This is a genomic window from Janthinobacterium sp. SUN211, from assembly GCF_030587315.1.
Lineage (GTDB): Bacteria > Pseudomonadota > Gammaproteobacteria > Burkholderiales > Burkholderiaceae_D > Janthinobacterium > Janthinobacterium kumbetense.
On record NZ_JAPWIC010000001.1, the window covers coordinates 385,721 to 409,733 of the forward strand.

Consider the following 24,013-nt stretch of genomic DNA (forward strand, 5'->3'; position numbering starts at 1 on the left):
TTAGTGAAATGGATGTCGGAAGCGGTATTTTACGGGCAGATGGCGTAACGGGGGCGTGCGTTGCCGTACGGATAAGACCTGCGTCAAGGTGGATACTGGAAGAAATTGATGCGCTGCGCCATGCCACGTTGACGTTTCGCTACGGAAAGCAAACGGGCGTCGCCGCAGTGGAAACATAGTCATACTTGCCATGCTTTTTGTTTTTGCAAAGGAAAATGATGATAGTACGATCACTCCGAATGTCCTTGCGCTTCATCCTGCCACTGGCTCTGGTGCTGGGATTGTTTGCTTATATCGTGGTACCCCTGCTCGACAACATCACCCTGCGCTGGTATGTGCGCGACCTCGACAGCCGGGCAGAATTGCTCGCTGGAACCCTCCGGCCCTCGCTCACCGAATACCTGCCCGCGCAAGACGCCACGCGCGTCAAAGAACTGTTCCAGGGCGCCACGCGCGACGAACGCCTGATCGCCATCGGCTTTTGCGACAATGCAGGCCACTTGCTGTACCAGTCCGCGCAATACCCAACTTCCATCGGCTGCTGGAGCACGCCTCCCACGGGCGGCCTGTACAAATCCCTCGCGCAATTGCCGCAGGGCCAAGTCCACCTCAGCGAAACCCCCGTCATGCAGGATGCCTCCCAGCTGGGCCGCCTGGTGCTGGTGCAGGACATGAGCTTTGTCGAGCGCCGCAATACGGATACCAAGCGTTTCATCTTTGCCTTCCTGGCCGTGCTGGCCGTGCTGATTTCCCTGATGACCGTGTTCGTGGCCCACCTGAGCTGGCGCGGCTGGCTGTCGGCCGTGAAAGATATTCTGCGGGGCGAATTGTTGCCGAAAAGTAATGGGGCCGTGGCCGCCGCCGCACCCGCCGCCGCGCCCGCGCCGCCGCCGGAAATGCAGCCGCTGATCGGCGATTTGCGCGAATTGCTGCAGGAATACCACCTGGAACGCCAGGGCGATAACGGCTGGTCGTCCGACTGGACGCCGGACAAGCTGCGCGGCTTGCTGGAAGCGGATCTTGCGGGAGATCAAGTGCTGGTGGTGTCGAACCGCGAGCCGTACATCCACACCAAAACGGACGATGGCAGCGGCGACATACGCGTGCAGCGCCCCGCCAGCGGCCTGGTGACGGCCGTGGAAGCCGTGATGCGCGCCTGTTCCGGCACGTGGATCGCGCATGGCGCCGGTTCCGCCGACCGCGAGACGGTGGATAAACTCGACCATGTTCCCGTACCGCCCGACAATCCCAGCTATACCTTGCGCCGCGTATGGCTGACGGAAGAGGAAGAGCAGGGCTATTATTATGGTTTCGCCAATGAGGGCATGTGGCCGCTGTGCCATATCGCCCACGTGCGCCCCGTGTTCCGCTCGTCCGACTGGGAGCAGTATGTGAAGGTCAACCGCCGCTTCGCCGACGCCGTGATCGCCGAAGCGAAGACGGACAATCCCGTCGTGCTGGTGCAGGATTACCACTTTGCCTTGCTGCCGCGCATGGTGCGCGAAGCCTTGCCGAAGGCGACGATCATCACTTTCTGGCATATCCCCTGGCCGAATTCGGAATCGTTCGGCATTTGCCCATGGCGCGAAGAAATCCTCGACGGCTTGCTGGGCAGCACCATCCTCGGCTTCCACACGCCATTCCACCGCAAGAATTTCCTCGAAACGGTGGACCGCTACCTGGAAACCCGCATCGAGCCGGAAGCGTCGACCATTTCCTACGGCGGCGAAATGACGCAGGTCGAGGATTACCCGATTTCCATCGCCTGGCCCGAGGACGACCCGGCGCAGCCCGACGTGGCCACCTGCCGCGCGCAGATCCGCAGCGAGCTGGGCGTGGCCCAAGACCACTTGCTGGGCATCGGCGTGGACCGCCTCGATTACACGAAGGGCATCGTCGAGCGCTTCCAGGCCGTCGAGCGCATGCTGGAACAGCAGCCTGGCATGGTGGGCAATTTTACCTTTGTGCAAATCGCCGCCCCCAGCCGCGCTTCACTCGATGAATATCAAAGTTTTGACGCCAGGGTGCGCAAGATGGTCGAACGCATCAACCGCCGTTTCGGCAGCGGAGATTACGTGCCCATCCTGCTGAAAGCCGAGCACCACGGCCAGGACGATTTGCAGCGCTATTTCCGCGCCTCGGAAGTGTGCATGGTGACAAGCTTGCATGACGGCATGAATCTGGTGGCCAAGGAATTCATCGCCGCGCGCGAAGACGAGCTGGGCGTACTTGTTTTAAGTCAATTCACGGGCGCCGCGCGCGAGCTGCACGAAGCGCTGATCATCAACCCGTATCACATCGAGCAGGGCGCGGACGCCCTGTACCGCGCCCTCGTGATGCCGCCGGTGGAACAGCGCGAGCGCATGAAGAGCATGCGGGCCCGCGTGAAACATTTCAATGTGTACCGCTGGGCCGGGCGCATGCTGCTGGATGCGGCCCGTTTGCGCCAGCGCGACAAGGTCATGACCAAGATCGACGCCCACAGCCGCATCAAGCGGCGCAAGGGGATGATCTGATGGCCGATACCCCTGACGATAGCGCAGCCTTGCTGCAACTGCTGGGTACGCCCGGCACAGCCGTTTTCCTCGACTTCGACGGCACCCTGGTCGACCTGGCGCCCACGCCCGACGGCGTGCGCCTGGAAGCGGGCGTCATTGAGGCGCTGGCGCTGCTGGCCGAACGCCACGGCGGCGCGCTGGCCGTCATTTCCGGGCGTCCCGTGGCGCAGATCGACGCCATGCTGGCGCCCCTGGTGTTGCCGGTGGCGGGCGTGCATGGCGTGGAGCGGCGCGGCGCCGATGGCACGTTCAGCGTGGCGGCCACGCCCGACGTGTCGCCCGTGCTGGCGCGCGCGCAGGCGCTGGCGGCGATGCACCCCGGCTTGCTGGTGGAGCGCAAGCGGGGCGCCGTGGCCCTGCATTACCGGCTGGCGCCCGAACTCGAGCAATTGTGCTTGCAGGAAATGACGGCGGCCGTGCAAGCGTGCCCAGGGGTATTGCTATTGCATGGCAAAATGGTTCTGGAAGCCAAGCCGTCCGCCACGGACAAGGGCGGCGCCATCGCCGCCTTCATGCAGGAAACCCCGTTCGCCGGCCGCCGGCCCGTGTTCGCGGGCGACGACACCACCGATGAGGCAGGCTTTGTCTTTGTTCAACAAGCAGGCGGGCAGGGCGTGAAAGTGGGCAGCGGCCCCAGCGCCGCCACCCTGCGCCTGGCCAGCCCGCGCGCCTTGCGCGTCGCGCTGCTGGCCGCGTCCGTATCCCCTTTCAAGGAGTAGCCGATGACCATATCCCATGAACAAGCTGATGACACCCCCGGCGGCGCGTCCGCGCAAGCATCCCTCAACTGCGGCGTTGTGGGCAATTGCGCCTTCAGCGCCCTGATCGACCAGGCGGGGCAGGTCGTTTGGTCGTGCCTGCCCCGTTTCGACGGCGATCCCGTCTTCAACCGCTTGCTGGACGACACTGAAAACGGCAGCGTGTGGACCATCGACATCGAAAACTTTGCGCGCAGCGAACAAGTCTACGAGCCGAATACGGCCGTGCTGCGCACGCGGCTGTACGATACGCAGGGGCGCGGCGTGGAAATCACGGATTTCGCCCCCCGATTCCTCAGCCGCGACCGCATGTTCCGGCCGCTGATGCTGATCCGCCGGGTGCGGCCGCTCGATCATGCCGTGCGCATCCGGGTGCGCCTGCGCCCCCGCTACGACTGGGGCAAACTGGCGCCGCAGATCACGCAGGGCAGCCACCACATCCGCTACGTGGGGCCGGAACAGACCTTGCGCCTGAACACCGATGTGTCGCTCAACTATGTACTGAGCGAAACATATTTCGTGCTGGGCGGCACGGCCAACTTCCTGCTGGGCCCTGATGAGACCCTGGCCGGCGGCATCGACGAAACGGCGCGCATCTTCGAAAAGGAAACCATCAACTATTGGCGCACCTACACGCGCCGCCTAGCCGTGCCGCTGGAGTGGCAGGACGTGGTCATCCGCGCCGCCATTACATTAAAACTGTCTTTATATGAAGACACGGGCGCCATCATCGCCGCCATGACCACCAGCATTCCCGAAGCGCCGGGCAGCAGCCGCAACTGGGATTACCGCTATTGCTGGCTGCGCGACGCCTTCTTCGTCGTACGGGCATTGAACAGCCTGTCGGAAGTGGGCACCATGGAAGAATACCTGCGCTGGCTGACGAATATCGTTGCCCGCTCGAAAGGCGGCCATATCCAGCCCCTGTACGGCATCGGCCTGGAAGAGCAACTGCCAGAATCCATGCTCGACCACTTGCCCGGCTACCGGGGCAACGGTCCCGTGCGCGTCGGCAACCAGGCGCAGGAACACTTCCAGCACGATGTCTACGGCAACATCGTGCTGGGCGCCGCGCAAGCCTTCCTCGACCACCGATTGTTCCGCCGGGCCGGCAAGGCCGAGTTTGCCGCGCTGGAAGCCGTGGGCGACCAGGCCTTCCGTCTGCATGCGGAGCCGGACGCGGGCATGTGGGAACTGCGCACGCGGGCGAGGGTCCACACCTCGTCCATGCTGATGAGCTGGGCCGCCTGCGACCGCCTGGCCAAGGTCGCGCACAAGCTGGGCTTGCCGGACCGCGCCGACCATTGGAACAGCCGCGCCGTGCTGATCCGCGAGAGATTACTGCGCGAAGCGTGGAGCGAAGAGCGCCTAGCCTTCGCGGAAAGCCTGGGCGGACGCGACCTGGACGCGTCCGTGCTCTTGATGGCGGAAGTCAACTTCATCGACCCCATGGACCCCCGTTTCATCGCGACAGTCGATGCGCTGGAAGCGTCGCTGTGCGACGGCCCCTACATGCGCCGCTACGAAGCGCCCGACGACTTCGGCAAACCGGAAACGGCCTTCAACATCTGCACCTTCTGGCGCATCGACGCCCTGGCGCGCATCGGCAGGAAAGACGAGGCCCGCAAAATCTTCGAAACAATGTTGATGGCGCGCAACCACCTTGGCCTGCTGTCGGAAGATACGCATCCCGTGACGGGCGAAATGTGGGGCAATTTCCCGCAGACTTACTCGATGGTGGGCTTGATTAACTGCGCGGTGAGGTTGTCGGCGCCGTGGGATAGCGCTATTTAACTGTGCTATTCCAGCTTAATTATTCTAATTGAGTTTGATTTAATTTTTTCCTTGAAGTCCGCTGAAAGCGGGCTTTTCTCATACAGCGTTTGATCGATATTTTTAATGCCTTTATCACGCGGATTTTGTATTGCAAGGTGTAATCTAAAATAAAATTCCACTTTGAATTTTTCAGTTATATGAGAAGGTGTCTGTGGAGGTAAGTCACCTTCGAGTAGGCTTAGAGTAAGACGCGACGACTATCCGGAGCAGCCATTGCGGTGTTGGGAGATACAGTGGATAAGGTAAGCCCAAAAGTTAAATTATCAATATCTTCCTGCATGATGCACAGATCTTTCGCCAGCATGCTGCGTGTGATCTTTTCTGCCCGAAGTGCATCGAAAATTTTTCGTAAAACTTGAGAGGATTCATGACGCATCGGTCTTGGCTCTGAGGTGCGATAGCCATTTTTTGCCATTTGAATGCAAAGATTGCGATATGACCACTCAGTAAATAGGCCTAAATGATTCATTCGATATGCAAGAGCCGCTAACGAGACCCCCCATATATGTTTTATCTGCATCAATTTGTCTAGCGTCAAAACTCCAGAACCTCTTGCGAGTACATTCGCTCTCGGCATTAGGAATGCCGAGGCAAATGCATTCGCCTCACGTTCCATCTCCGGGTTATGATCCTCTCCGTGCAACATGCTATGTCGGTCGCGGACTAAGTGACCTAGCTCATGAGCAGCATCAAATCGGCTATGTTCGGCAGACTTGAACGTGTTGAGAAAGACAAAAGGATGTTCCCGGTGCCACACGCTAAATGCATCTACCTCTTTAGCTTCAATCGCTAATGAATAGACCCGAATTCCTTTTGCTTCTAGTAGATGAATAAGGTTGCCGATCGGAGTCTCTCCCAAGCCCCAAACACGACGTAAGGTTGCTGCTGCGTCTTCAGGGGATAGGTCACTTAGGTCAGGTAAGTTGGCCTGTGGAAGGCGAAATCGTTCTTCTATCCAATCGTTGAGTAAAAATGCCATTACACCAGCACCTAGAGCGGTGTTTCTTAGTGCTGCGGACATTTTTGACATTGACCGGAAACTGACTGTGTCCGGTTCAATAACGGGCAGGTCGTCTCCTGAAAAAAATTCTACTGGGAAATGGAGAAGCGAACTAATCGCTGCAAGTTTCTCCGGTTCTGGTGTGTATTCGCTCAATTCATATCCTTGTATCGAGCGCACTTGCAGACCTAATTCCTTGGCAAGGCGAGCCTTCGTAAATCCGCGTCGTGTACGAGCGAACGTTAGCCTTGATGGGTTAAAAAACATTATACCTCTAAATTATTTATGTTCCAGTGCGTCGTTCAATGGGTACATCAATCGGTCCAGTGGGACTGTCATTTTGAATAAAAGCTTCACCGTCAGGTAGAATGGAAGAGAGAATAATTCTCTCTTTCCAATTTATAATTTTTTTTCTTTCAAATTCCGAAGGCAATGAGAGTTCAGCTCTAATTTCAGCTTTCCCATTTGAGCCAGTACTGACGTGATAAAGTAAAACCCACAGTTGTGTAGCTTCTTTCGAATTGGCAAGCCTTGTAGATGCCAAATCTGCGTTAAAAAGAGTCAATTGTTTGTAGTTGTTGGCTACGGCTTGTTTAAGAACAGCCCCTTTTTCTGCTTGATTTGTGGGATATCCGCCGATGGAGCCAGTATCTGAATCACCTGTCATTACTACAATTGCAATTTTTCGATTGGGGTCGACAATAAACGGACAATTACGCGTGTTCTCAGGTTTCCAACCGCGCTCAACTAGTAAAGAGCGAATAGCGTACACAGCAGCGTGCCAATGATATGAACCAGCGGCTGTGGTCGAGTGTAACTCTGTCGCTTCAATTCGCGCTCGGTAGCCATGTTCGCTGACTTCTCGTAACAACGCTTCATTCAGGCTTGCGCTCAGTTCAGAGAGGCGACTAGAGACCAATGTGGGCTCCCAGACTACCTTGCACACAAATTGATTGGGCATCGGGGGAATACCAGGCAGTTCTTGTAACAAGGAAGCCTCCACAGGTAAATTTACTTCCGATAATCTTACCACGGAATGAGGTTGATAAACCGGAAGTTGGCGCTCGATTAGACTATAAGCATTTTTCGTCTGCACGGTGGCGTGGTAACGACGAGAACTCTCCTTCGTAGGCTCGAACACGGATCGTAAGGGCTACTGGCAACTTTTATGGCTACTGATACTCTGAAAAGCGTTCATAAAGCAGAAATCTATTAAGCACTCGAGAGCCTGCTGAACAGAATCATTCGCTGCGCTCGCCACGCCCATACAACCTGCATTCCGCCGCCAGCGCCAGCAGATTCGGGTCGCGCTCGCGGCTGCTCAGCATCAACAGGGTGATTTGCTGGTGCGAGCCGTAGCGGGCGTGCAGGGGCAGCAGTTCGATGCGCGAGCTGAAGGCGCGCACGCGGCCGGGCAGCAGGCTGTAGCCGATGCCGCCGCTCACCAGGTTGATCAGCGAGAAGATGTCGCCCACCCTCATGGCCGTGTCGGGCACAAATCCCGCCAGTTCGAATGCATGGTTGAAGCTTTGCGAGGTGACGAAACCCTCGTTGAGCGTGACGAATTTGTCGTCGCGCAGCGCCTGCAAGTCCACGGAAGCGGCCCCCGCATAGGGCGAAGCCAGCGGCGCGGCCAGGAAGATGTCGTCCTGGAACAGGGGCACGGCCACGAGGCCCGCATGGTGTTCGTCTTCCTGCACGCCGACGATGATGGCGTCCAGCCTGCCGTCGGCCAGGCTTTGCAGCAGTTCGCGGTTCGACCCCAGGGTCAGGTCGATGTCCAGGCCCGGCCGGCGCAGTTTCAGGGCGATCACCAGTTGCGGGATGCAGTGCAGGGTCAAGGAATACAGCGAGCCGATCTTCAGGCGCACGGGGTTGATGCCCGACATTTCGCGCACCTTGCGCACGCCTTCCTCGCACTCGGCCAGCGCGCGCCGCGCCGATTCGGCAAAGGTGTAGGCCGCATGCAGGGGGATCAGGCTGCGGCCCTCGCGCTTGAACAGGGGGCAGCGCAAGCCGTCTTCCAGCGAATGCAGGGCGCGGTGCACGCTGACGGTGCTCTGGCCCAGCGCATCGGCCACCCGCGCCAGGTTGTTCAATTCCATAAAGCTGAGAAACACTTCCAGCTTTTTCAAGGTGATTTCTTCATTGATGGCCATGGCTAAACCTTTTTAAGGGAGTTCATTAACTTCAAGGTAAAGAATATGCTAGCAGGTTGATTGTCGCGGTGACGCTTTCGTTCTATCGTCGGGGTTCGATAGCTCATTCCGGAGGCATGATGTCAACCGCCACAGCAGCGCCAGCGCAGCGGCAAAAACAATGGGACACGCGGCGCACCGAGAAGCGCCGCCGCCTCGACGCCGTGCGCCAGTACGCGAGCGGCCCCGTCCTGCAACAGGGCGACATGGTCGCCGTGCTCGAAGCGCTGCTTGCGCCGGGCGACCGCGTCGTACTCGAAGGCAACAACCAGAAGCAGGCCGATTTCCTCGCCCGCATGTTGACCAAGGTCAACCCCGACAAGATCAACCATCTGCACCTGATCATGCCCAGCGTCAGCCTGCCCGAGCACCTGGACCTGTTCGAGCGGGGCATCGCCCGCAAGCTCGATTTCTCGTTTGCCGGCACGCAAAGCCTGCGCATCGCACAATTCCTGCAGGATGGCTTGCTGGAAGTGGGCGCCATCCACACGTATATCGAGCTGTATGCGCGCCTGTTCGTCGACCTCACGCCCAACGTCGTCATGGTGGCCGGCTACATGGCCGACCGCCAGGGCAATCTGTACACGGGCCCCAGCACCGAGGACACGCCCATCCTGGTCGAATCGGCCGCCTTCCGCGACGGCATCGTCATCGCCCAGGTCAATCAGATCGTCGACGACGTCAGCGACTTGCCGCGCGTCGACGTGCCCGGCTCGTGGATCGATTTCGTCGTGCAGTCCGACAAGCCGTTCTTCATCGAGCCCTTGTTCACCCGCGACCCGCGCGTCATCAAGCCCGTGCACGTGCTGATGGCCATGATGGCGATCCGCGGCGTGTATGAAAAACACCAGGTGCAGTCGCTCAATCACGGCATCGGTTTCAATACGGCCGCCATCGAACTGATTTTGCCCACCTACGGCGAGCAGCTGGGTTTGAAGGGCAAGATTTGCCGCAACTGGGTGCTCAACCCCCATCCGACCCTGATTCCCGCCATCGAGACGGGCTGGGTCGAGAGCGTGCACTGCTTCGGCGCGGAGCTGGGCATGGAAGGCTATGCGGCCGCGCGGCCCGACGTGTTCTTCACGGGCCGCGACGGTTCCATGCGCTCGAACCGCGCCCTGTGCCAGCTGGCGGGCCAGTATGCGGTCGACCTGTTCATCGGCGCCACCCTGCAGATGGATGGCCTGGGCAATTCGTCCACCGTCACCAACGGCCGCCTGGCCGGTTTCGGCGGCGCGCCCAACATGGGCCACGATCCGCACGGCCGGCGCCACCCGACGCCCGCCTGGCTGGACCTGATCGAGACGGACGATCCGCTCGCGCGCGGCAAGAAGCTGGTGGTGCAGATGGTCGAAACGTTCCAGGACGGCGGCCAGCCGACCATCGTCGAATCGCTCGACGCCGTGGCCGTGGGCCAGGCCAGCGGCATGCCGCTGGCGCCCGTGATGATCTACGGCGACGACGTCACCCACGTGCTGACGGAAGAGGGCATCGCCTACCTGTACAAGGCCCGTTCGCTCGACGAGCGCAAGGCCATGCTGGCGGCGGTGGCTGGCGTCACGCCCATCGGCCTGCGCCACGACCCGAAGACGACGGCGAAACTGCGCGCCGACGGCCTGATCGCGCTGCCCGAGGATATCGGCGTGCAGCGGGGAGCGGCGAACCGCTCGCTGCTGGCCGCGAAAAGCATCGCCGACCTGGTCGAATGGTCGGACGGCCTGTATCAACCACCCGCCAAATTCAGGAGCTGGTAGTGAGCACAATGATGACGACAATGACGATGACAGTGCCGGTGCAGGAACGCGCCGCAGCGCTGGGACGGCAAGTGCTGCAGGCGCTGCTCGATGAAGTGACCCTGACGCCGAAACCGGGCCTCGTCGATTTGCGCAGCCGTGGCGCCCACGCGGACTTGAACTGGGCCCTGATGTGCCACTCGGCTTGCGTGCTGGAGCCCGTGTTTGCCGCCATGGCGCAGGCAGGCTGGGAAAGCGGCGATGACGACGAGCTGCGCCAGCACATCGGCGCCATCGGCCGCGATGGCGAAGCGCTGATGCTGGCAGCCACGGGCGGCGTGAACACGCACCGGGGCGCCATCTGGGCGCTGGGCCTGCTGGTGACGGCGGCGGCGCAGCAGGGTGCGCGCGGCGCGTCGCTGGCGCCGCAAGCCGTGGCGGCGCGGGCCGGCGCGCTGGCCCGCTTGCACGACCGCGGCGCGCCTGGCGCCACTGGCAACAAGGGCGAGCTGGCATGCCGCCAGTATCAGGTCGATGGTGCGCGGGGCCAGGCCCGTGCCGGCTTTCCCCTGGTGACGGGCGCGGGCTTGCCCGCTTTGCACGCCTCGCGCTTGCGCGGCGACAGCGAGACGACGGCGCGCCTGAACGCCTTGCTGGCCATTCTCAGCTGCCTGGACGACACCTGCGTGCTGTCGCGCGGCGGCGCGTTGGCCTTGCTGGCACTGCAAACGGGCGCGGCGCGGGTGCTGGCGGCCGGCGGCGCAGCCACGGCTGCCGGCACGCAGGCGCTGCTGGCGCTGGAAGCGGTGGCCCTGGCGCGCGGCGTGTCGCCGGGCGGCGCGGCGGACTTGCTGGCGGCCACCCTGTTCCTCGATCGATTGACAGAAGGAGAAGCGCATGGAAACGCGTGACTATACGTTCCCGGCCGGGCCAGCGGCGCCGGGGCGCGCTCTGGCCGGCGTCGTCGGCTCGGGCGACCTGGAAGTGCTGCTGCAGCCGGGCGACGACGGCGTGACCCGCATCGTCGTGAACACCTCCGTCGATGGCAAGGGCGCCGTGTGGGATGCGCTCCTGCAGCGCGTATTCGGCGGCGAGCCGCTGCCGGCGGCGAGCATCGTCATCAACGATTGCGGCGCCACGCCGGGCGTGGTGCGCATGCGCATCGAGCAAGCGTACGAAGAATTGCAAGCGGGGAGGGCGGCATGAGCACATTGACGCAATTGCTGGAGCGCGACAGCTTCATCGAACGGGGCGCGCGCAGCCGGGCCAAGGCCTTGCTGGACTCTGGCAGCATGCGCGAATTGCTCGACCCGTTCTGCGGCATCGCTTCGCCGTGGCTGCCAAAGCAAGGCGTGACGGCGCAGGCGGACGACGGCGTGGTGGTGGCCAAGGGCCTGTTCGACGGCCAGCCGGCCGTGGTGCTGGCCATCGAAGGCGCCTACCAGGGCGGCAGCATGGGTGAAGTGGGCGGCGCGAAGATCGCCGGCGCGCTGGAACTGGCGGCGCGCGACAACCGCAATGGCGTGCCGACGCGGGCAGTGATCCTGTTCGAAACGGGCGGCGTGCGCCTGCAGGAAGCCAACCTGGGTCTCGCTGCCATTGCCGACATCCATGCGGCCATCGTCGACTTGCGCCGCTACCAGCCCGTGATCGGCATCACGGCCGGCACCGTGGGCTGCTACGGCGGCATGTCGATCGCGGCGGGCCTGTGCAGTTATCTGGTCGTCACGCGCGAAGCGCGCCTGGGTCTCAACGGGCCGGCCGTGATCGAGCAGGAGGCGGGCGTGGACGAATTCGACTCGCGCAACAAGCCGTTCATCTGGAGCCTGACGGGCGGCGAACAGCGCTTCCACAGCGGCCTGGCCGACGCCTACGTGGAAGACGACACGGCGCAGATGCGCGCCACCGTGGCCGCATTGTTCGCGCGCGGCGTGCCGGCGCAGCACCGCAGCGACCAGGCGGAAGGCTACCTGGCCCGCCTGGCGCAAGTGGACGCGGGCCCGCAAGCCACGCCGGAAGCCGTACGTTTGATCTACAGCAAAGGAGCAGCAGCATGAACGCCATCACCGACACGAGCCGCGGCGCCGTCTGGCTGGCGGCGCTCACGAACAACGCTGCGCCGCTGGACGGCTATCCGCCTTCCGTGCGCGTGGTGGACGCGCCGCTGGCGGGCGAGCCGGCGCGCTACCTCGCCGTGCTGCCCGACCCCGGCAACCGTTTTACGCGCGCCCGCACGGGGGAGGTCGGCCTGGCCGAGGCGTGGCAGCTGGCGCGCGCCGTGCAGCAGGTGCTTGCCGAGGACCGCGACCTGGCCGTGAAGCGGCCCATCGTCGCCGTCATCGACGTGGCCAGCCAGGCGTATGGCCGGCGCGAAGAAGCGTATGGCATCCACCAGGCGCTGGCGGGCGCGGCGGGCGCGTATGCCGAGGCGCGCCTGGCGGGCCATCCCGTGATCGGCCTGATCGTCGGCAAGGCCATGTCGGGCGCCTTCCTCGCCCACGGCTACCAGGCCAACCGGCTGATCGCGCTCGACGATCCGCAAGTGATGGTGCACGCGATGGGCAAGGCGTCGGCCGCGCGCATCACCCTGCGCACCGTGGAAGCGCTCGAAGCGCTGGCCGCCACCATCGCGCCCATGGCCTACGACATCAGGAACTACGCCACCCTGGGCCTGCTGTGGCAAACCTTGCAGGTGGCGCAGCCGGACGCGCCGTCGGAGCTTGATCTGGCGCAAGTGCGCGCCAGCCTGCAAGCGGCGCTGGGCGATATCCGCGCCGATCCGGAACGGGGACTGGCCAGCCGCCTGGGCGCGCCGCACCGCCAGGCGTCGGCAAGAGTCAGGGAGGTGCTGGGGCAGCAGTGGTAGGTGCAACAACAGAGAAGACATCAAGTCATTCCTATTCCTATAACGGAGACAATCATGATCATTTACGGAACCGCATTGCTGGCCCTGTGCCATTTGCTCGGCATCTTCCTGGGCGACCTGCTTGGGCAGCTGATGGGCGTCAAGACCAACGTGGGCGGCGTGGGCATCGCCATGCTGCTCTTGATCTGCGCCCGGCTCTACATGCAGCGCCGCGCGTGGCTGCCGCAGATGACGGAGCGGGGCGTCGAATACTGGGGCGCCATGTATATTCCCGTGGTGGTGGCCATGGCGGCGCAGCAGGACGTGGTCGCAGCCCTGCGCGGCGGCCCGGTGGCCGTGCTGGCCGCCGTCGGTTCCGTGCTCGTTTGTGGCGCCGTGATTTCGCTGATTAACCGGTCGGAAAACCCTGCCGCCATCGCTGCCGCTGAAGCCGACCGCGTGCAGTCCGACTCGATGTTGATGAAGGAGCACCGTCATGCTTGAAATCTTTGAAAAAGCCGCCATCCACAATGGCCTGGTGACGGCCTTCGCCTTCGTCGGCCTGATCATGCTTGTCTCGGTGGCGCTGTCGAAATACCTGACCCTGGGCCGCGTGCACGGCTCGGCCATCGCCATCGTCATCGGCCTGGGCCTCGCGTACTGGGGCGGCGTGCATAGCGGCGGCCACAAGGGCCTGGCCGATTTGTCGCTGTTCGGCGGCATCGGCTTGATGGGCGGCGCCATGCTGCGCGACTTCGCCATCGTCGCCACGGCCTTCGAGGTGCAGGCGACGGAAGCGCGCAAGGCGGGCCTGATCGGCGTCGTGGCGCTGATGCTGGGCGTGGTGCTGCCGTTCCTCGTCGGCGCCGGCGTGGCCTATGCGTTTGGCTATTCGGACGCCGTCAGCATGACCACCATCGGCGCCGGCGCCGTCACGTACATCGTCGGTCCCGTCACGGGCGCGGCCATCGGCGCCAGTTCGGACGTCATGGCCCTGAGCATCGCGGCGGGCCTCATCAAGGCCATCCTGGTGATGGTGGGCACGCCCGCCGCGGCGCGCTTTTTGCGCCTGAAGACGCCCCGTTCGGCGATGGTCTTCGGCGGCCTGGCCGGCACCGTCAGCGGCGTGTCGGCCGGCCTGGCCGCCACCGACCGCAAGCTGGTGCCGTATGGCGCGCTGGTGGCCACGTTTCATACGGGCCTGGGCTGCTTGCTGGGGCCATCGCTGCTGTTCTTTGCCGTCAAGGCGGTGGTGGCTTGATGGACGCCTGGCGCGCGCATGACTTGCTGTGGGTATCCGGCCTGCCGGACGACGCATCCTTGCCCGCCTGGGCCGACGCGGCCTGGCTGCAGGCGGCGCCGCTGGTGGTGCGGCGCGCCAGCACGGCGCCCGGACGCATCCCCGTGGGCTTGCGCGGCCGGCTGCGCAGCGAACGGCATGCGTGCGAAGTGGAGTCTTCCGCCGTGCTGCGCCGCGTGACGCCGGAGGCGTTGGCGCGGCTGGCGCACACCCCGCCGTCCGGTTTTGACTGTACTGCGCTCGATGCGCTGCGGCTGGTGGCGCCCCTGCTCGACGCCACGGGCTGGGCCTGGGGCCCGACGGGCGGCGTGGGCTTTGCCCTGGCGAGCGGCTTGCCCGTGCTGCGCGCCGACAGCGACCTCGATCTCGTGCTGCGCATCGCCGCGCCGCCGGACCCCGCGCAAGCCGACGCCCTGCGCGCCATCGCCGCCACGGTCACGGCGTGCCGGCTGGATCTGCAAATCGACACGGGCCATGGCGGCTTTGCGTATGCGGAATGGGTGGCGGGCCGGGGCAGGGTGCTGCTGAAAACGGACCACGGTCCCGTGCTGACGGCCACGCCCTGGGAGTGTGCATGAGCGTATTGTTTACCTTTCCGGGCCAGGGCGCCCAATATCCCGGCATGCTGCATGCGCTGCCCGACGATGCGGCCGTGGCGGCAACCCTGGCCGAAGCGGCGACCGTGCTGGGCTGCGATCCCTTGGCGCTGGACACGGCGGAAGCGCTGGCCTCGACGCGGGCCGTGCAACTGTGCTTGCTGATCGCGGGCGTGGCCATGGCGCGTTCGCTGGCGGCGCGCGGCGCGCTGCCCGACATGGTGGCCGGCTTTTCCATCGGCGAGTATGCGGCGGCCGTGGTGGCCGGCGCGCTCGATTATGCGGATGCCGTGCGCCTGGTGGTGCGGCGCGGAGAGTTGATGGAACAGGCCTATCCGGCCGGCTACGGCATGGCGGCCATCATCGGACTTGATCTGGCGCAACTCGAATCGTTGCTGGCACAAGTGCATGGCGCCGCGAATCCCGTGTATGTCGCCAACCTGAATGCGCCGCGCCAGATCGCCATTGCCGGCAGCGAGCCCGCCTTGCAAGTCGTGATGGCGCTGGCCCTGGCGCACGGCGCCAGCAAGGCCAAACGCCTGGCCGTCAGCGTGCCGTCGCATTGCCCTCTGCTGGAAGGCGCGGCGGGCGGCATGGCCGCCGCTTTTGAGGGCGTGACCGTGCGACGCCCCTCGCTCGTCTACCTGAGCAGCAGCGCGGCGCGCGCGTTGTTCGACCCGGCCCGCATCCGCGACAGCCTGGCCGCCAACATGGCGCGCCGCGTGCAGTGGACCGCCACGTCGCGCCTGGCGTGGGAGCGGGGCGCCCGGCTGGCGCTGGAAATGCCGCCCGGCAGCGTCCTGACGCGGCTGACGGCGCCCGATTTCACGGACGGCGTGGCCGTCTGCTGCGACGGCAACCGGGGCGACAGCGTGCTGGCGTTGGTGCGGCGGGAGCGAAACGGCAGCGTGCCTTAAAGCCTGGCGCTCAGGCCAACTTGAAAGCCGCGGCCCGGCAAGGGCGCGATGTATTTCAGTGGGGAATTGTGCGGCCTGGCATCCGCATCGAGCAGGTTGCTGCCGCTGATGAACACGTCGATGCCTGCAAACGGCGAATTGGCTACCTGTAGGGCGCGGCTCAGCTGGAAGTTCACCATGGTGTAGCCGTCGAGCGGCACTTCCTCGCTGACACTCTTGCCCAGGTACTTTTGCTTGTCGTAGCGGGTGCCGGACAGCTTGGCCTTCCACCCCTTGTTTTCCCACAGCACATTCGCGCCATAGCGGTTGGTGGGCATATTGGGCAGGTAGGCGCCGTCGTTGTGTGCCCGCAGCTTGTCCGGATTGTCCGCCTTGTTCTTGACGAGGTCGGCAAAGGCGGAGAGGTTCAGCTTGCCGTAGCCGCCAAGCTGCACGGCCTGGGAGGCGTCGACTTCGAATCCCCTCACCGTCGTATCCGTCTGCTTCCAGTATTTCAAGGGCAGGCGATTGGCCATCTGGGCGCCCGAGTGGCCAAGGTAGAGATAGTTCTCGTACTTCATGACGTAGCCGGTGGCCGACAGCTGGAAGCCGCGGTTGGCGAACAGGCTGGTGAGCTCGGTACTCTTTGCGCGCTCGGCCTTCAGGTTCTGGTTGCCTTCTTCCTGGGTCATGATCGAATAGTGGCGGTTGCTTGCATACAATTCATTGACGTCGGGCGCTCTTTCCGACGATGAATAGCGCAGCTTCGCGCCGAACAGCTGGCCCAGCTTGGCCGAGGCGCCCAGGTTATAGCTGTTCAGGCTGAACGACCTGTCCTCGAGTCGGGAGTTGCTCGCATTCCTCGACGTCTTGAAGCCGCTCTTGCGGATCTCGTGCTCGACTTTTTCATGGCGCAAGCCCGCGTCGAAGGTGGCCCAGTCGAGATCGAGGCTTTCCTTGAGGAACAGCGCACGGCTGACCGTGTTCGCGTCGGGCAGGTACAGCTGCGGCCCGCTGCCGGCGATATCCCTGGCCTTGTGGCTCAAGCCCAGCATGCCGCTCAAGGGGCCCGCGCGCCGGTGCGCCAGCAGAAGCTCGGCTTGATTCGTGTCGAATTGGTAATCATTCGCCTTGATGGAACCCAGGCGCTCTCCCGACGCATTGTCCAGGCGTGACATGCGCAATTGCACGCTTTCAAGATACGCAACGGGGCTGGACAGCCGGGCTTCCAGCGCATATTTATCCTGCTTGATCACGACGCCGACGGGCAAGCCCTCGTCATAATTCGCCCCGAACGACTTGTTTTCCATGGAAAAGCCCGGCACGCCATACTCGCTTTCCTTGGAGTCGAGACTGACGGCCACGTAGCCCTGGTCGAAAAAGTAGGTGGTGCCGACGGCAAAGTGGGCATTGCTGGCATGGCTGTTGCCCAAGGTGCCGTGGTAATCGGGGGTGACGTCCTTGTTGATCTTGTTCTGGGTCATCGACGGCGTACCCGGCACGTAGGCGGGATTGGCGGGATTGACGTAGGTCTTGCGCTGCCAGACGGAGGTGGGATTATTGGTGTAGAAGGAAAAATCACCGTCCGCCCAGTCCGGATTTTCCTTCATGAACTGGTCGATAAACGGTTGCGACGCCTTGTTGTAGATTTGCTGGATGCGCGCTTCCTTCTGGCAACTGTCTGCCAGAAAGGTGTTGACACCGCCGGTTGCAGGGAAGAGCTGGCTGTTGCACACGCCGGCCTTGCTGTTGCCGGGAATATCGTAATGCCCGATCTTCTGGAAGGACAGTTGCAGATTCGTCGAGAAGCGCTTGCCATCGTTGAAGTTTGCGCGCAAGCCTTGCGCGTCGGCATCATTGAAGCCCTTGCGCAGGACCAGTTCCACGTCCTTTTCTTTGGTTTCCATCTTCCTGGAAACGATGCCGGAATCGACGTCGACGCTGCCGCCGATGGCATTGCCGCCGAAACGCACGCTATCGGACGATTTGTTCACCGTCACGCTGCGCGCGAAAAGCGGATCGAAGGGGATGTTGATGTCGCCGCTGAGCGCATTCATGCCGAGGATGGACTGGCCATCTTCGAGGATCTGCACGCGGCTGCCGCTCAGGCTGCGGATCACCGGCGCGCCCGCATTCGGCCCGAAGGCGCTGCTTTGCACGCCCGAGACATGCTCGAGCATGCCGCCCAGAGTCCGGTTCTGGGCTTGCATATTCTCGACGAGGACGACGCTGTCGATGCTGGAAGGCCGGTCAGCCCGGACCTTGATGGTTTGCAGGGTGACGTCGTCCGCCGCGTAAGCGAGCGGGGCAGTGGACAGCATGGCAGCTGCGAATACGTGATGGCGCATAGGACTTTCTAAAAAGGCGGAAGGTGGTGCTGGACGCGGGTCCGGCGTGAAGGTATAAATGCAATTGAGTTGCAATAATAGCTTGCGCCCAATGCTATTGCAAGTAAACTGCATTTGATGGCATCGGCGGACTGGCGCACGGAAGCTGCGCAGCGCAGGCAGCCGGCATGTGCCGGCTACTGGGTTGTAAAGTGGGGAGGTGTGCTGGCCTTGCGCGTTGCGCGTGATCAGGCCGCTGGCAAGGTGTGCGGCGCAGACTGCATTGGTCCGCCTGCGCCGTGATGGAGTCGCTGCTTCAGGTGAAGTTCGCTGGCTTTTTCGCCTGCAGTCGGCGCGCGCGCCGTTTTCTTTCCCAGATGACGATGCCCGTCACCGACAGCATGGCCACCATCAGGCCCATGCAGGACATCAGTATGCGTCCCGGCAAGCCGAGGATGCGGCCCGAGTGCAGGGGGAATTGCAGTTGCACGAAGACGTCGGCGGCCGTGCCTTCCCACGGCTTGTGCTGGCCGATGATGCTGCCGTCCATGCCGTCGACATACAGGTTCGACAGGCCCATGCCGGCCGCGCCGAATTCGTCGGCCGGGTCGAAGAACGAGACGTTGTAGAACGAATAATTGCCGCCATAATAAATGCCGCCGATGGGCGCCGTGATGCCGCGCTGCGCGGCTTGCTTTTTGGCAATCTCCACGGCCTGCTCGAAGCCGATTGCTGGCGTGATATACGTGCCATAGGGCGCCGGCACCTGCGTTTCGTACGGTCCCGGCGTGGTGGTGGACACGAGCGACATGACGGGATAAAACACCTCGCGGTACAGGTTCAGCGAAAACGAGGTAAACGCGACGACGATGATGACGGGCCATACCCACAGCCCGCCCGCGCGGTGCAGATCGAAATTGAGCTTGTAGCCGCCGGCCGCCCAGCGCAGCACCCACGACGGTTTCCAGCGCTGCCACCAGCTGGCGGCGTCGCGGTGGCGCGGTGCCTCGTCCTGCGCGCGCGGTCGCAAGCGGCGCGGCGTGGTCAGATAAAACGCCACCATGCTGTCGAGCAGCCACACCAGGGCTACCGTCCCCATCAGCCAGTAACCCCAGCGGTCCGTACCCCAGAAGGCGGGCACGTGCAGGCTGTAATGCAGGTGGCGCAGGAACGGCATCAGGCTGCGGCGCGACAGGGAAATGGCCGTCGAATCGCGCGTGCCCGTGATCTGCGCCGTGACGGGGTCGATGTAGACGGTGTTGTAGTCGAGCACGAACGGCTTGTTCGTGGCCGGCTCCGTCAACGGGCGCACCATGAAGGCGGCCGCATGGCCTTCTTCCAGGCCCAGGGTCATGTAATTGACTTCCACGCGCGGGTCGGCGGCGGCAACTTTTTGCGCCAGCACAAACGGCGGCTGCAGGGGACCGCGGCCCGGCGTGTCCATGATGTCGGCGTTGAGCCATTCGTCCAGTTCGTGGTCCCACGACGTGACGGCGCCCGTGAGGCCCGCGACGATGAGGAAGAGGGCGATGGTCAGGCCAGCCCAGCGGTGTATGACAGTCCAGAAAGCGCGCATGCGGTACAAACCTTCAACATAAAACCGGCTTGTTGCCGCCAGCAGGCGCCACGGGGGCGCACAGGGAAAAGCCAGGCACACGCCTGCTATTTTGATAATGGGAATCGTTCTCATTATCCGCCGTGGCGTGGCGTTTGTCCAGCGCCAATGGTGTTGCCCAGGGTCAAATGGCGCATGCTAAGATGCTAGCAAGAAGTTAATTTACATTCCACATGGAAATATTCAAGGCTGAGGCGGCATGCGCATAGAAGACCGGAACAATGTCCGCATTCGCGAATGCAACGGTGCGCCGCAGGCGGGCGCGGCTGCCACCATGGTGTTCATGCATGGCTTTGGCTGCGACCAGACCATGTGGCGTTACCTGGAGCCGCTGTTTCGTGCGCGCTACCGCACCGTGCTGTTCGACCTGGTCGGCAGCGGCGCTTCCGACCTCAGTGCCTATGATTTCGATAGCTACGCGCGGCTCGACGCGCATGGCGCCGATTTGCGCCAGGTCATCCATGCCGTCGGCGGCGGCCCCGTCATTTGCATCGGCCATTCCGTCAGCGCCATGAGCGCTTTGCTGGCCAGCATCGCCGAGCCGGAGCTGTTCGCCGCGCAAGTCATGCTGGCGCCGTCGCCGTGCTATGTCGACGATGCGGCGGCCGGCTATCGGGGCGGCTTCAGCCGTGCCGATATCGACGACTTGCTCGATGCCATGGACAGCAATTACCTGGGCTGGTCCGCCGGCATGGCGCCTGCCATCATGGGCGCGCCAGGGCAGCCGGCGCTGGGGCAAGACCTGGCGAACAGCTTTTGCCGCACCGACCCCGTCATTGCCCGGCATTTCGCGCAAGCCACGTTCTTGTCCGACCACCGCGCCGTCTTGCCGCAGAACAGCACTCCGGCCCTGATCGTGCAATGCAGCGACGACTTCATCGCGCCACCTTGCGTGGGTGTGTACTTGCGCGAAATGTTGCCGCACAGCAGCCTGCACGTGCTCGAAAATGTGGGCCATTGTCCGCACATGAGCGTGCCCGACGCCAGCTACCGCGCCATCCGCCACTTTCTCGACGGCCAACACCTGTAATGCGCGACACGATGCCTTCCTTGCCTGACGCCGCCACCCTGTTCCAGCACGCAGCTTGCGGCTTGCTGCTGTGCACGGCCGACGGCACCATCGTGCAGGCGAACGCCACCTTTTGCGGCTGGCTCGGCTATGGCGCAGGGGAGCTGCTGGGGAAAAAGAAACTGCAAGACTTGCTGACCATCGGCGGGCGCGTATTCCACCAGACGCATTGGCTGCCGCTGATGCAGGTGCAGGGCAGCGTGTCGGAAATCCTGCTCGACATGCGCCAGCGCCAGGGGCAGTCCATCCCCATGCTGTTCAATGCCGTGCGCCGCGAACATGATGGCGTGCGTTATGACGAGATCGCCGTCTTTGTCGCCAGCGACCGGCGCAAGTATGAACAGCAGTTGCAGCTGGCGCGCAAGGAGGCTGGCGAGCTCAATGAACAGCTGGCGGCCGCCGACCGGCGCAAGGACGAATTCCTGGCGACCCTGGCGCACGAGTTGCGCAATCCGCTGGCGCCCATGCGCAACGTGCTGGAAGTGTTGCGCCTGGCGCAACTGGACGACCCGCAGCTGCGCTGGGCCCGCGACGTGCTGGGCCGGCAAGTGGGGCACATGACGCACCTGGTCGACGATTTGATGGAAGTGTCGCGCATCACGCAGGGGCGTTTGGAACTGCGCCGCGCCAGCGTGGAACTGGCGCCCGTGGTGGAGGCGGCCCTGCACAGCGTGGCGGAGCTGGCGGTGCAATCCGACCACAAGGTGCTCGTGGAGCAATGGCCGCAAGCCATCTGGCTCGACGCCGATGCCACGCGCCTGGGGCAGATGATCGCCAACCTGCTGACGAACGCCATCAAGTATACGCCCGCCAACGGCGTCATCGGACTGGAAGTGGCATGCACGGACAACGACGTGCACATCAGCGTGCGCGATTCGGGCATCGGCATCGCGCCCGAGCACCTGGACACGGTATTCGACCTGTTTTCGCAGCTGGAACCGGCCCTGTCGCGGGCCCAGGGCGGCCTGGGCATCGGCCTATCGCTCGTGCGCGGCCTGGCCGAGTTGCATGGCGGCAGCATCAGCGCGCACAGCGATGGCGTGGGGCAGGGCAGCACCTTCGCCTTGCGCCTGCCGCTGCCCGCCGTGCCCTTGCAGGCGCCGCCCGAACCCAACCGCCGCTTGCTGGCCGGCACGCGCGAAGGCAAGGTGCTGGTGATCGACGACAGCGCCGACGCGGCCGAAAGCCTGGCGCTGGCGCTCGACATCCTCGGCTATGACGTGCGCACGGCCTACGACGGCGCGGCCGGCATGGCGGCCGCGCAAACCTTCATGCCGCAAGTGATCTTGCTCGACATCGGCTTGCCGCACATGAATGGCTACGACGTGGCGCGGCTGTTGCGCAGCCAGCCCTGCGGCAAGGACGCCATCCTCGTGGCCGTCACGGGTTGGGGCCAGGACAAGGACCGCCAGATGGCGTCCGACGCGGGCTTTGATTTGCATCTGACCAAGCCCGTGGATTTTTATGAGCTCGATGCGGTGTTACAGAAGATGTTGCAGGCGGGTGCAGAATAGTAAGAATGAATTGAAGGTAATGGAACAACTGACAGAACTTGAAATCGCCGTTTTCCAGCTGCGCATGGGCTTTGGCCATGCCGACCGCTGCGTGGACTGGGCTGTGGAACGCCTGCGCCGAGACGAGGAAGGCGACGACCTGGAAGCCGTGCTGCTGGCCAGCGCCCGGGGCCGCGACGAGGTGCTGCCGCTGGCCGAGGTGATCATCGCGCGCTACCGGGGAATGCAGCGCCTCGGTGAACAATTCCTGGCCGGAAAATACATCGTCGAACTGCGCGCCGCCTATCTGGCGGGCCGGGAAAGCGCGGCGTCGCTCGATGCCATCTTTACCCGCCTGTACCCGGCGCTCGATTATCCCAACTGGCTGGTCATGCTGAGCCGCAATTGCGAGTATGCGATGGACGTAGCCGATTTCGAGCTGCCGTTCGAGGATGAATTCCGTTATATTGCCAGCCTGTGGGCGCAGGCGGAGAGCATGGCCGCGTTCGAGCGCGAATACCGCCGTGAGACATCCAGCCAACATGATGCGGCAGACGTTTGACTGTGCCAAATGGCTGCAATATGAAAAAAATCGATATTTTTGTCTGTTCCGACGGCGAGATGCGCGCGTGTGCCAGCTGGCAGGATGCCTTCGACTCCTTTCCCGTCACGGGCATTGCCTTGCCCGGCGAACTAGATTTTGCGTCGCTGGGGCAATTGCTGACCCACTCGGCAGCGCCTGCTATCAGGCCCGTGTCTATCCCGGGGCGTGAGCTTTACGTGTTTGCGCATGCCATGGGGCAGGCTATCGAGCGGCTGACGGCCGACGATTTGGCCGATATCGCGGTGGCATGGGCGCAGACGGCGCCATGGGCCGGGCTGGATGTCAATCCCTTCGATCTGGCCGGATTTCTGATGGAGTTGCAATCGACCTGGCATCAATCCGCCACGCCGGACAAGGCGCTGTTTGCGTGGATCGACGCCTAAGGTCGGCATGCGCGTGGCGGGCGGCCGCTATCGTATAATTTGCGCAATTCTTTTCGCAGGGAATAATGTGCAAAACAAGACTATAGGTTTACTTGGCGGCATCGGCTGGGCTTCGACCCTGGAATACTACCGGCTTCTCAATGAAATGCTCGTGGCGCGCATCGGGTCCGCGCACAGCGCGCGCATCCTGCTGGTCAGCATGGACCAGGCCGATTTCGTCGCGCACGCAGCGCAGCCCGATTCCCATGCCATCGAGCAATTTCTCGTCGGGGAAGGGCAGCGCCTGCGAGGCATGGGCGCGGACTTCTTCCTGCTGTGCGCGAATGGCGCACACCGCTTCGCGCCAGCCGTCGTGCCGCGCATCGGCTTGCCTTTTATCAGTATCGTCGAGGAAACGGCAAAGCGGGTGCAGCAGTCGGGCATACGCAAGGTGGGTTTGTTGGGCGTCAAGCAGACGATGGCAGGGAGTTTTTACCACCAGGCGCTGGCGCAGCTGGACATTGCCACGGTGACGCCCGAGGCGGCCGACCAGGACATCCTGCACGACATCATCTATACGGAACTGGTGCAGAATATCTTTACCGACGCCAGCCGGAAAATTTTTCTCGCCATCATCGAGAAATTGCGGCGGCAAGGCGTGCAGGGCGTGATTTTGGGATGTACGGAGATACCGCTGCTGATCCAGCAGGGCGATGTGGACTTGCCGCTATTTAATACCACGGCCATTCATTGCGAGGCGGCGGTGGCGTTTGCCATCGAAGATTGAGCGCTGGCAACAGAGCGGCTGCCTGAGCAGGCTGCC

The 24,013-nt window shown here is 63.1% G+C and carries 22 protein-coding genes; 17 read left to right on the forward strand and 5 right to left on the reverse strand.

Annotation, left to right across the window (positions count from 1 at the left end; genetic code table 11):
- The first annotated feature begins 239 nt into the window (after positions 1-239).
- The 3 genes from O3301_RS01565 to O3301_RS01575 are packed head-to-tail and all read left to right on the forward strand — an operon-like array spanning position 240 to position 5,110.
- Positions 240-2,516, forward strand: a complete 2,277-nt coding sequence (locus tag O3301_RS01565) for a trehalose-6-phosphate synthase (RefSeq protein ID WP_305055307.1) — start codon at positions 240-242, stop codon at positions 2,514-2,516.
- Positions 2,516-3,277, forward strand: coding sequence for a trehalose-phosphatase (gene otsB, locus O3301_RS01570; protein ID WP_305055308.1), 762 nt, complete (start codon positions 2,516-2,518; stop codon positions 3,275-3,277). Before O3301_RS01565 ends, otsB begins: the two co-directional genes overlap by 1 nt.
- A 3-nt stretch (positions 3,278-3,280) precedes the next feature.
- A complete protein-coding gene (locus tag O3301_RS01575; RefSeq protein ID WP_305055309.1) occupies positions 3,281-5,110 on the forward strand; it encodes a glycoside hydrolase family 15 protein in 1,830 nt (609 codons plus the stop codon).
- 220 nt (positions 5,111-5,330) lie between these two features.
- Here O3301_RS01575 and O3301_RS01580 read toward each other — a convergent pair whose 3' ends face one another.
- The 3 genes from O3301_RS01580 to O3301_RS01590 form a co-directional block, all read right to left on the reverse strand.
- Positions 5,331-6,419 carry an XRE family transcriptional regulator gene (locus tag O3301_RS01580; protein ID WP_289905184.1) on the reverse strand — a complete coding sequence of 363 codons (1,089 nt, stop codon included), beginning with the start codon at positions 6,417-6,419 and terminating at the stop codon, positions 5,331-5,333.
- Positions 6,420-6,435: 16 nt separating this feature from the next.
- Positions 6,436-7,143 carry a hypothetical protein gene (locus tag O3301_RS01585; protein WP_289905183.1) on the reverse strand — a complete coding sequence of 236 codons (708 nt, stop codon included), beginning with the start codon at positions 7,141-7,143 and terminating at the stop codon, positions 6,436-6,438.
- A gap of 250 nt (positions 7,144-7,393) precedes the next feature.
- Entirely contained in the window at positions 7,394-8,311 is a 918-nt protein-coding gene (locus tag O3301_RS01590; RefSeq protein WP_305055310.1) for a LysR family transcriptional regulator, read from the reverse strand.
- Between the two features lie 119 nt (positions 8,312-8,430).
- On the opposite strand from O3301_RS01590, the gene mdcA reads away from it, so the two are divergent.
- The 9 genes from mdcA to mdcH are packed head-to-tail and all read left to right on the forward strand — an operon-like array spanning position 8,431 to position 15,741.
- The gene (gene mdcA, locus O3301_RS01595; RefSeq protein ID WP_305055311.1) at positions 8,431-10,104 is read left to right on the forward strand and encodes a malonate decarboxylase subunit alpha; all 1,674 of its coding nucleotides are present in this window, start codon (positions 8,431-8,433) and stop codon (positions 10,102-10,104) included.
- Between the two features lie 8 nt (positions 10,105-10,112).
- Positions 10,113-10,994 carry a triphosphoribosyl-dephospho-CoA synthase gene (locus O3301_RS01600; protein ID WP_369812169.1) on the forward strand — a complete coding sequence of 294 codons (882 nt, stop codon included), beginning with the start codon at positions 10,113-10,115 and terminating at the stop codon, positions 10,992-10,994.
- On the forward strand, positions 10,981-11,289 hold the full coding sequence (locus O3301_RS01605; RefSeq protein WP_305055312.1) for a malonate decarboxylase subunit delta: 309 nt from the start codon (positions 10,981-10,983) through the stop codon (positions 11,287-11,289). The genes O3301_RS01600 and O3301_RS01605 overlap by 14 nt, the downstream gene beginning before the upstream one ends.
- Entirely contained in the window at positions 11,286-12,140 is an 855-nt protein-coding gene (locus O3301_RS01610) for a biotin-independent malonate decarboxylase subunit beta (RefSeq protein WP_289915233.1), read from the forward strand. Before O3301_RS01605 ends, O3301_RS01610 begins: the two co-directional genes overlap by 4 nt.
- Positions 12,137-12,949, forward strand: coding sequence for a biotin-independent malonate decarboxylase subunit gamma (gene mdcE, locus O3301_RS01615; protein WP_305055313.1), 813 nt, complete (start codon positions 12,137-12,139; stop codon positions 12,947-12,949). The genes O3301_RS01610 and mdcE overlap by 4 nt, the downstream gene beginning before the upstream one ends.
- 54 nt (positions 12,950-13,003) lie before the next feature.
- Positions 13,004-13,432: a malonate transporter subunit MadL gene (madL, locus tag O3301_RS01620; RefSeq protein ID WP_305055314.1), complete on the forward strand. Its 429-nt coding sequence runs from the start codon at positions 13,004-13,006 to the stop codon at positions 13,430-13,432.
- Entirely contained in the window at positions 13,425-14,189 is a 765-nt protein-coding gene (madM, locus tag O3301_RS01625; protein WP_219308892.1) for a malonate transporter subunit MadM, read from the forward strand. Before madL ends, madM begins: the two co-directional genes overlap by 8 nt.
- Positions 14,189-14,806 (forward strand): malonate decarboxylase holo-ACP synthase, encoded by a 618-nt coding sequence (locus tag O3301_RS01630; protein WP_305055315.1) that lies wholly within the window; start codon positions 14,189-14,191, stop codon positions 14,804-14,806. The genes madM and O3301_RS01630 overlap by 1 nt, the downstream gene beginning before the upstream one ends.
- Positions 14,803-15,741 carry a malonate decarboxylase subunit epsilon gene (gene mdcH, locus O3301_RS01635; protein WP_305055316.1) on the forward strand — a complete coding sequence of 313 codons (939 nt, stop codon included), beginning with the start codon at positions 14,803-14,805 and terminating at the stop codon, positions 15,739-15,741. The genes O3301_RS01630 and mdcH overlap by 4 nt, the downstream gene beginning before the upstream one ends.
- Here the strand turns inward: mdcH and O3301_RS01640 are convergent.
- Both O3301_RS01640 and O3301_RS01645 read right to left on the reverse strand, forming a co-directional pair.
- On the reverse strand, positions 15,738-18,041 hold the full coding sequence (locus tag O3301_RS01640; RefSeq protein WP_305055317.1) for a TonB-dependent receptor: 2,304 nt from the start codon (positions 18,039-18,041) through the stop codon (positions 15,738-15,740). The genes mdcH and O3301_RS01640 overlap by 4 nt on opposite strands.
- A 322-nt stretch (positions 18,042-18,363) precedes the next feature.
- Positions 18,364-19,623, reverse strand: a complete 1,260-nt coding sequence (locus tag O3301_RS01645; RefSeq protein WP_305055318.1) for a PepSY domain-containing protein — start codon at positions 19,621-19,623, stop codon at positions 18,364-18,366.
- A gap of 238 nt (positions 19,624-19,861) precedes the next feature.
- Between O3301_RS01645 and O3301_RS01650 the strand changes: the two genes are divergently transcribed.
- The 5 genes from O3301_RS01650 (at position 19,862) to O3301_RS01670 (ending at position 23,977) form a co-directional block, all read left to right on the forward strand.
- Positions 19,862-20,692: an alpha/beta fold hydrolase gene (locus O3301_RS01650; protein ID WP_251348944.1), complete on the forward strand. Its 831-nt coding sequence runs from the start codon at positions 19,862-19,864 to the stop codon at positions 20,690-20,692.
- A gap of 11 nt (positions 20,693-20,703) precedes the next feature.
- Positions 20,704-22,245 (forward strand): ATP-binding protein, encoded by a 1,542-nt coding sequence (locus O3301_RS01655; RefSeq protein ID WP_305055319.1) that lies wholly within the window; start codon positions 20,704-20,706, stop codon positions 22,243-22,245.
- Positions 22,246-22,264: 19 nt separating this feature from the next.
- Complete coding sequence (locus O3301_RS01660) at positions 22,265-22,786, forward strand: hypothetical protein (protein ID WP_305055320.1); 522 nt, start codon at positions 22,265-22,267, stop codon at positions 22,784-22,786.
- Positions 22,787-22,806: 20 nt separating this feature from the next.
- Entirely contained in the window at positions 22,807-23,211 is a 405-nt protein-coding gene (locus tag O3301_RS01665) for a hypothetical protein (protein ID WP_305055321.1), read from the forward strand.
- Between the two features lie 67 nt (positions 23,212-23,278).
- Positions 23,279-23,977, forward strand: coding sequence for an aspartate/glutamate racemase family protein (locus O3301_RS01670; protein WP_305055322.1), 699 nt, complete (start codon positions 23,279-23,281; stop codon positions 23,975-23,977).
- The last annotated feature ends 36 nt before the right edge of the window (positions 23,978-24,013 follow it).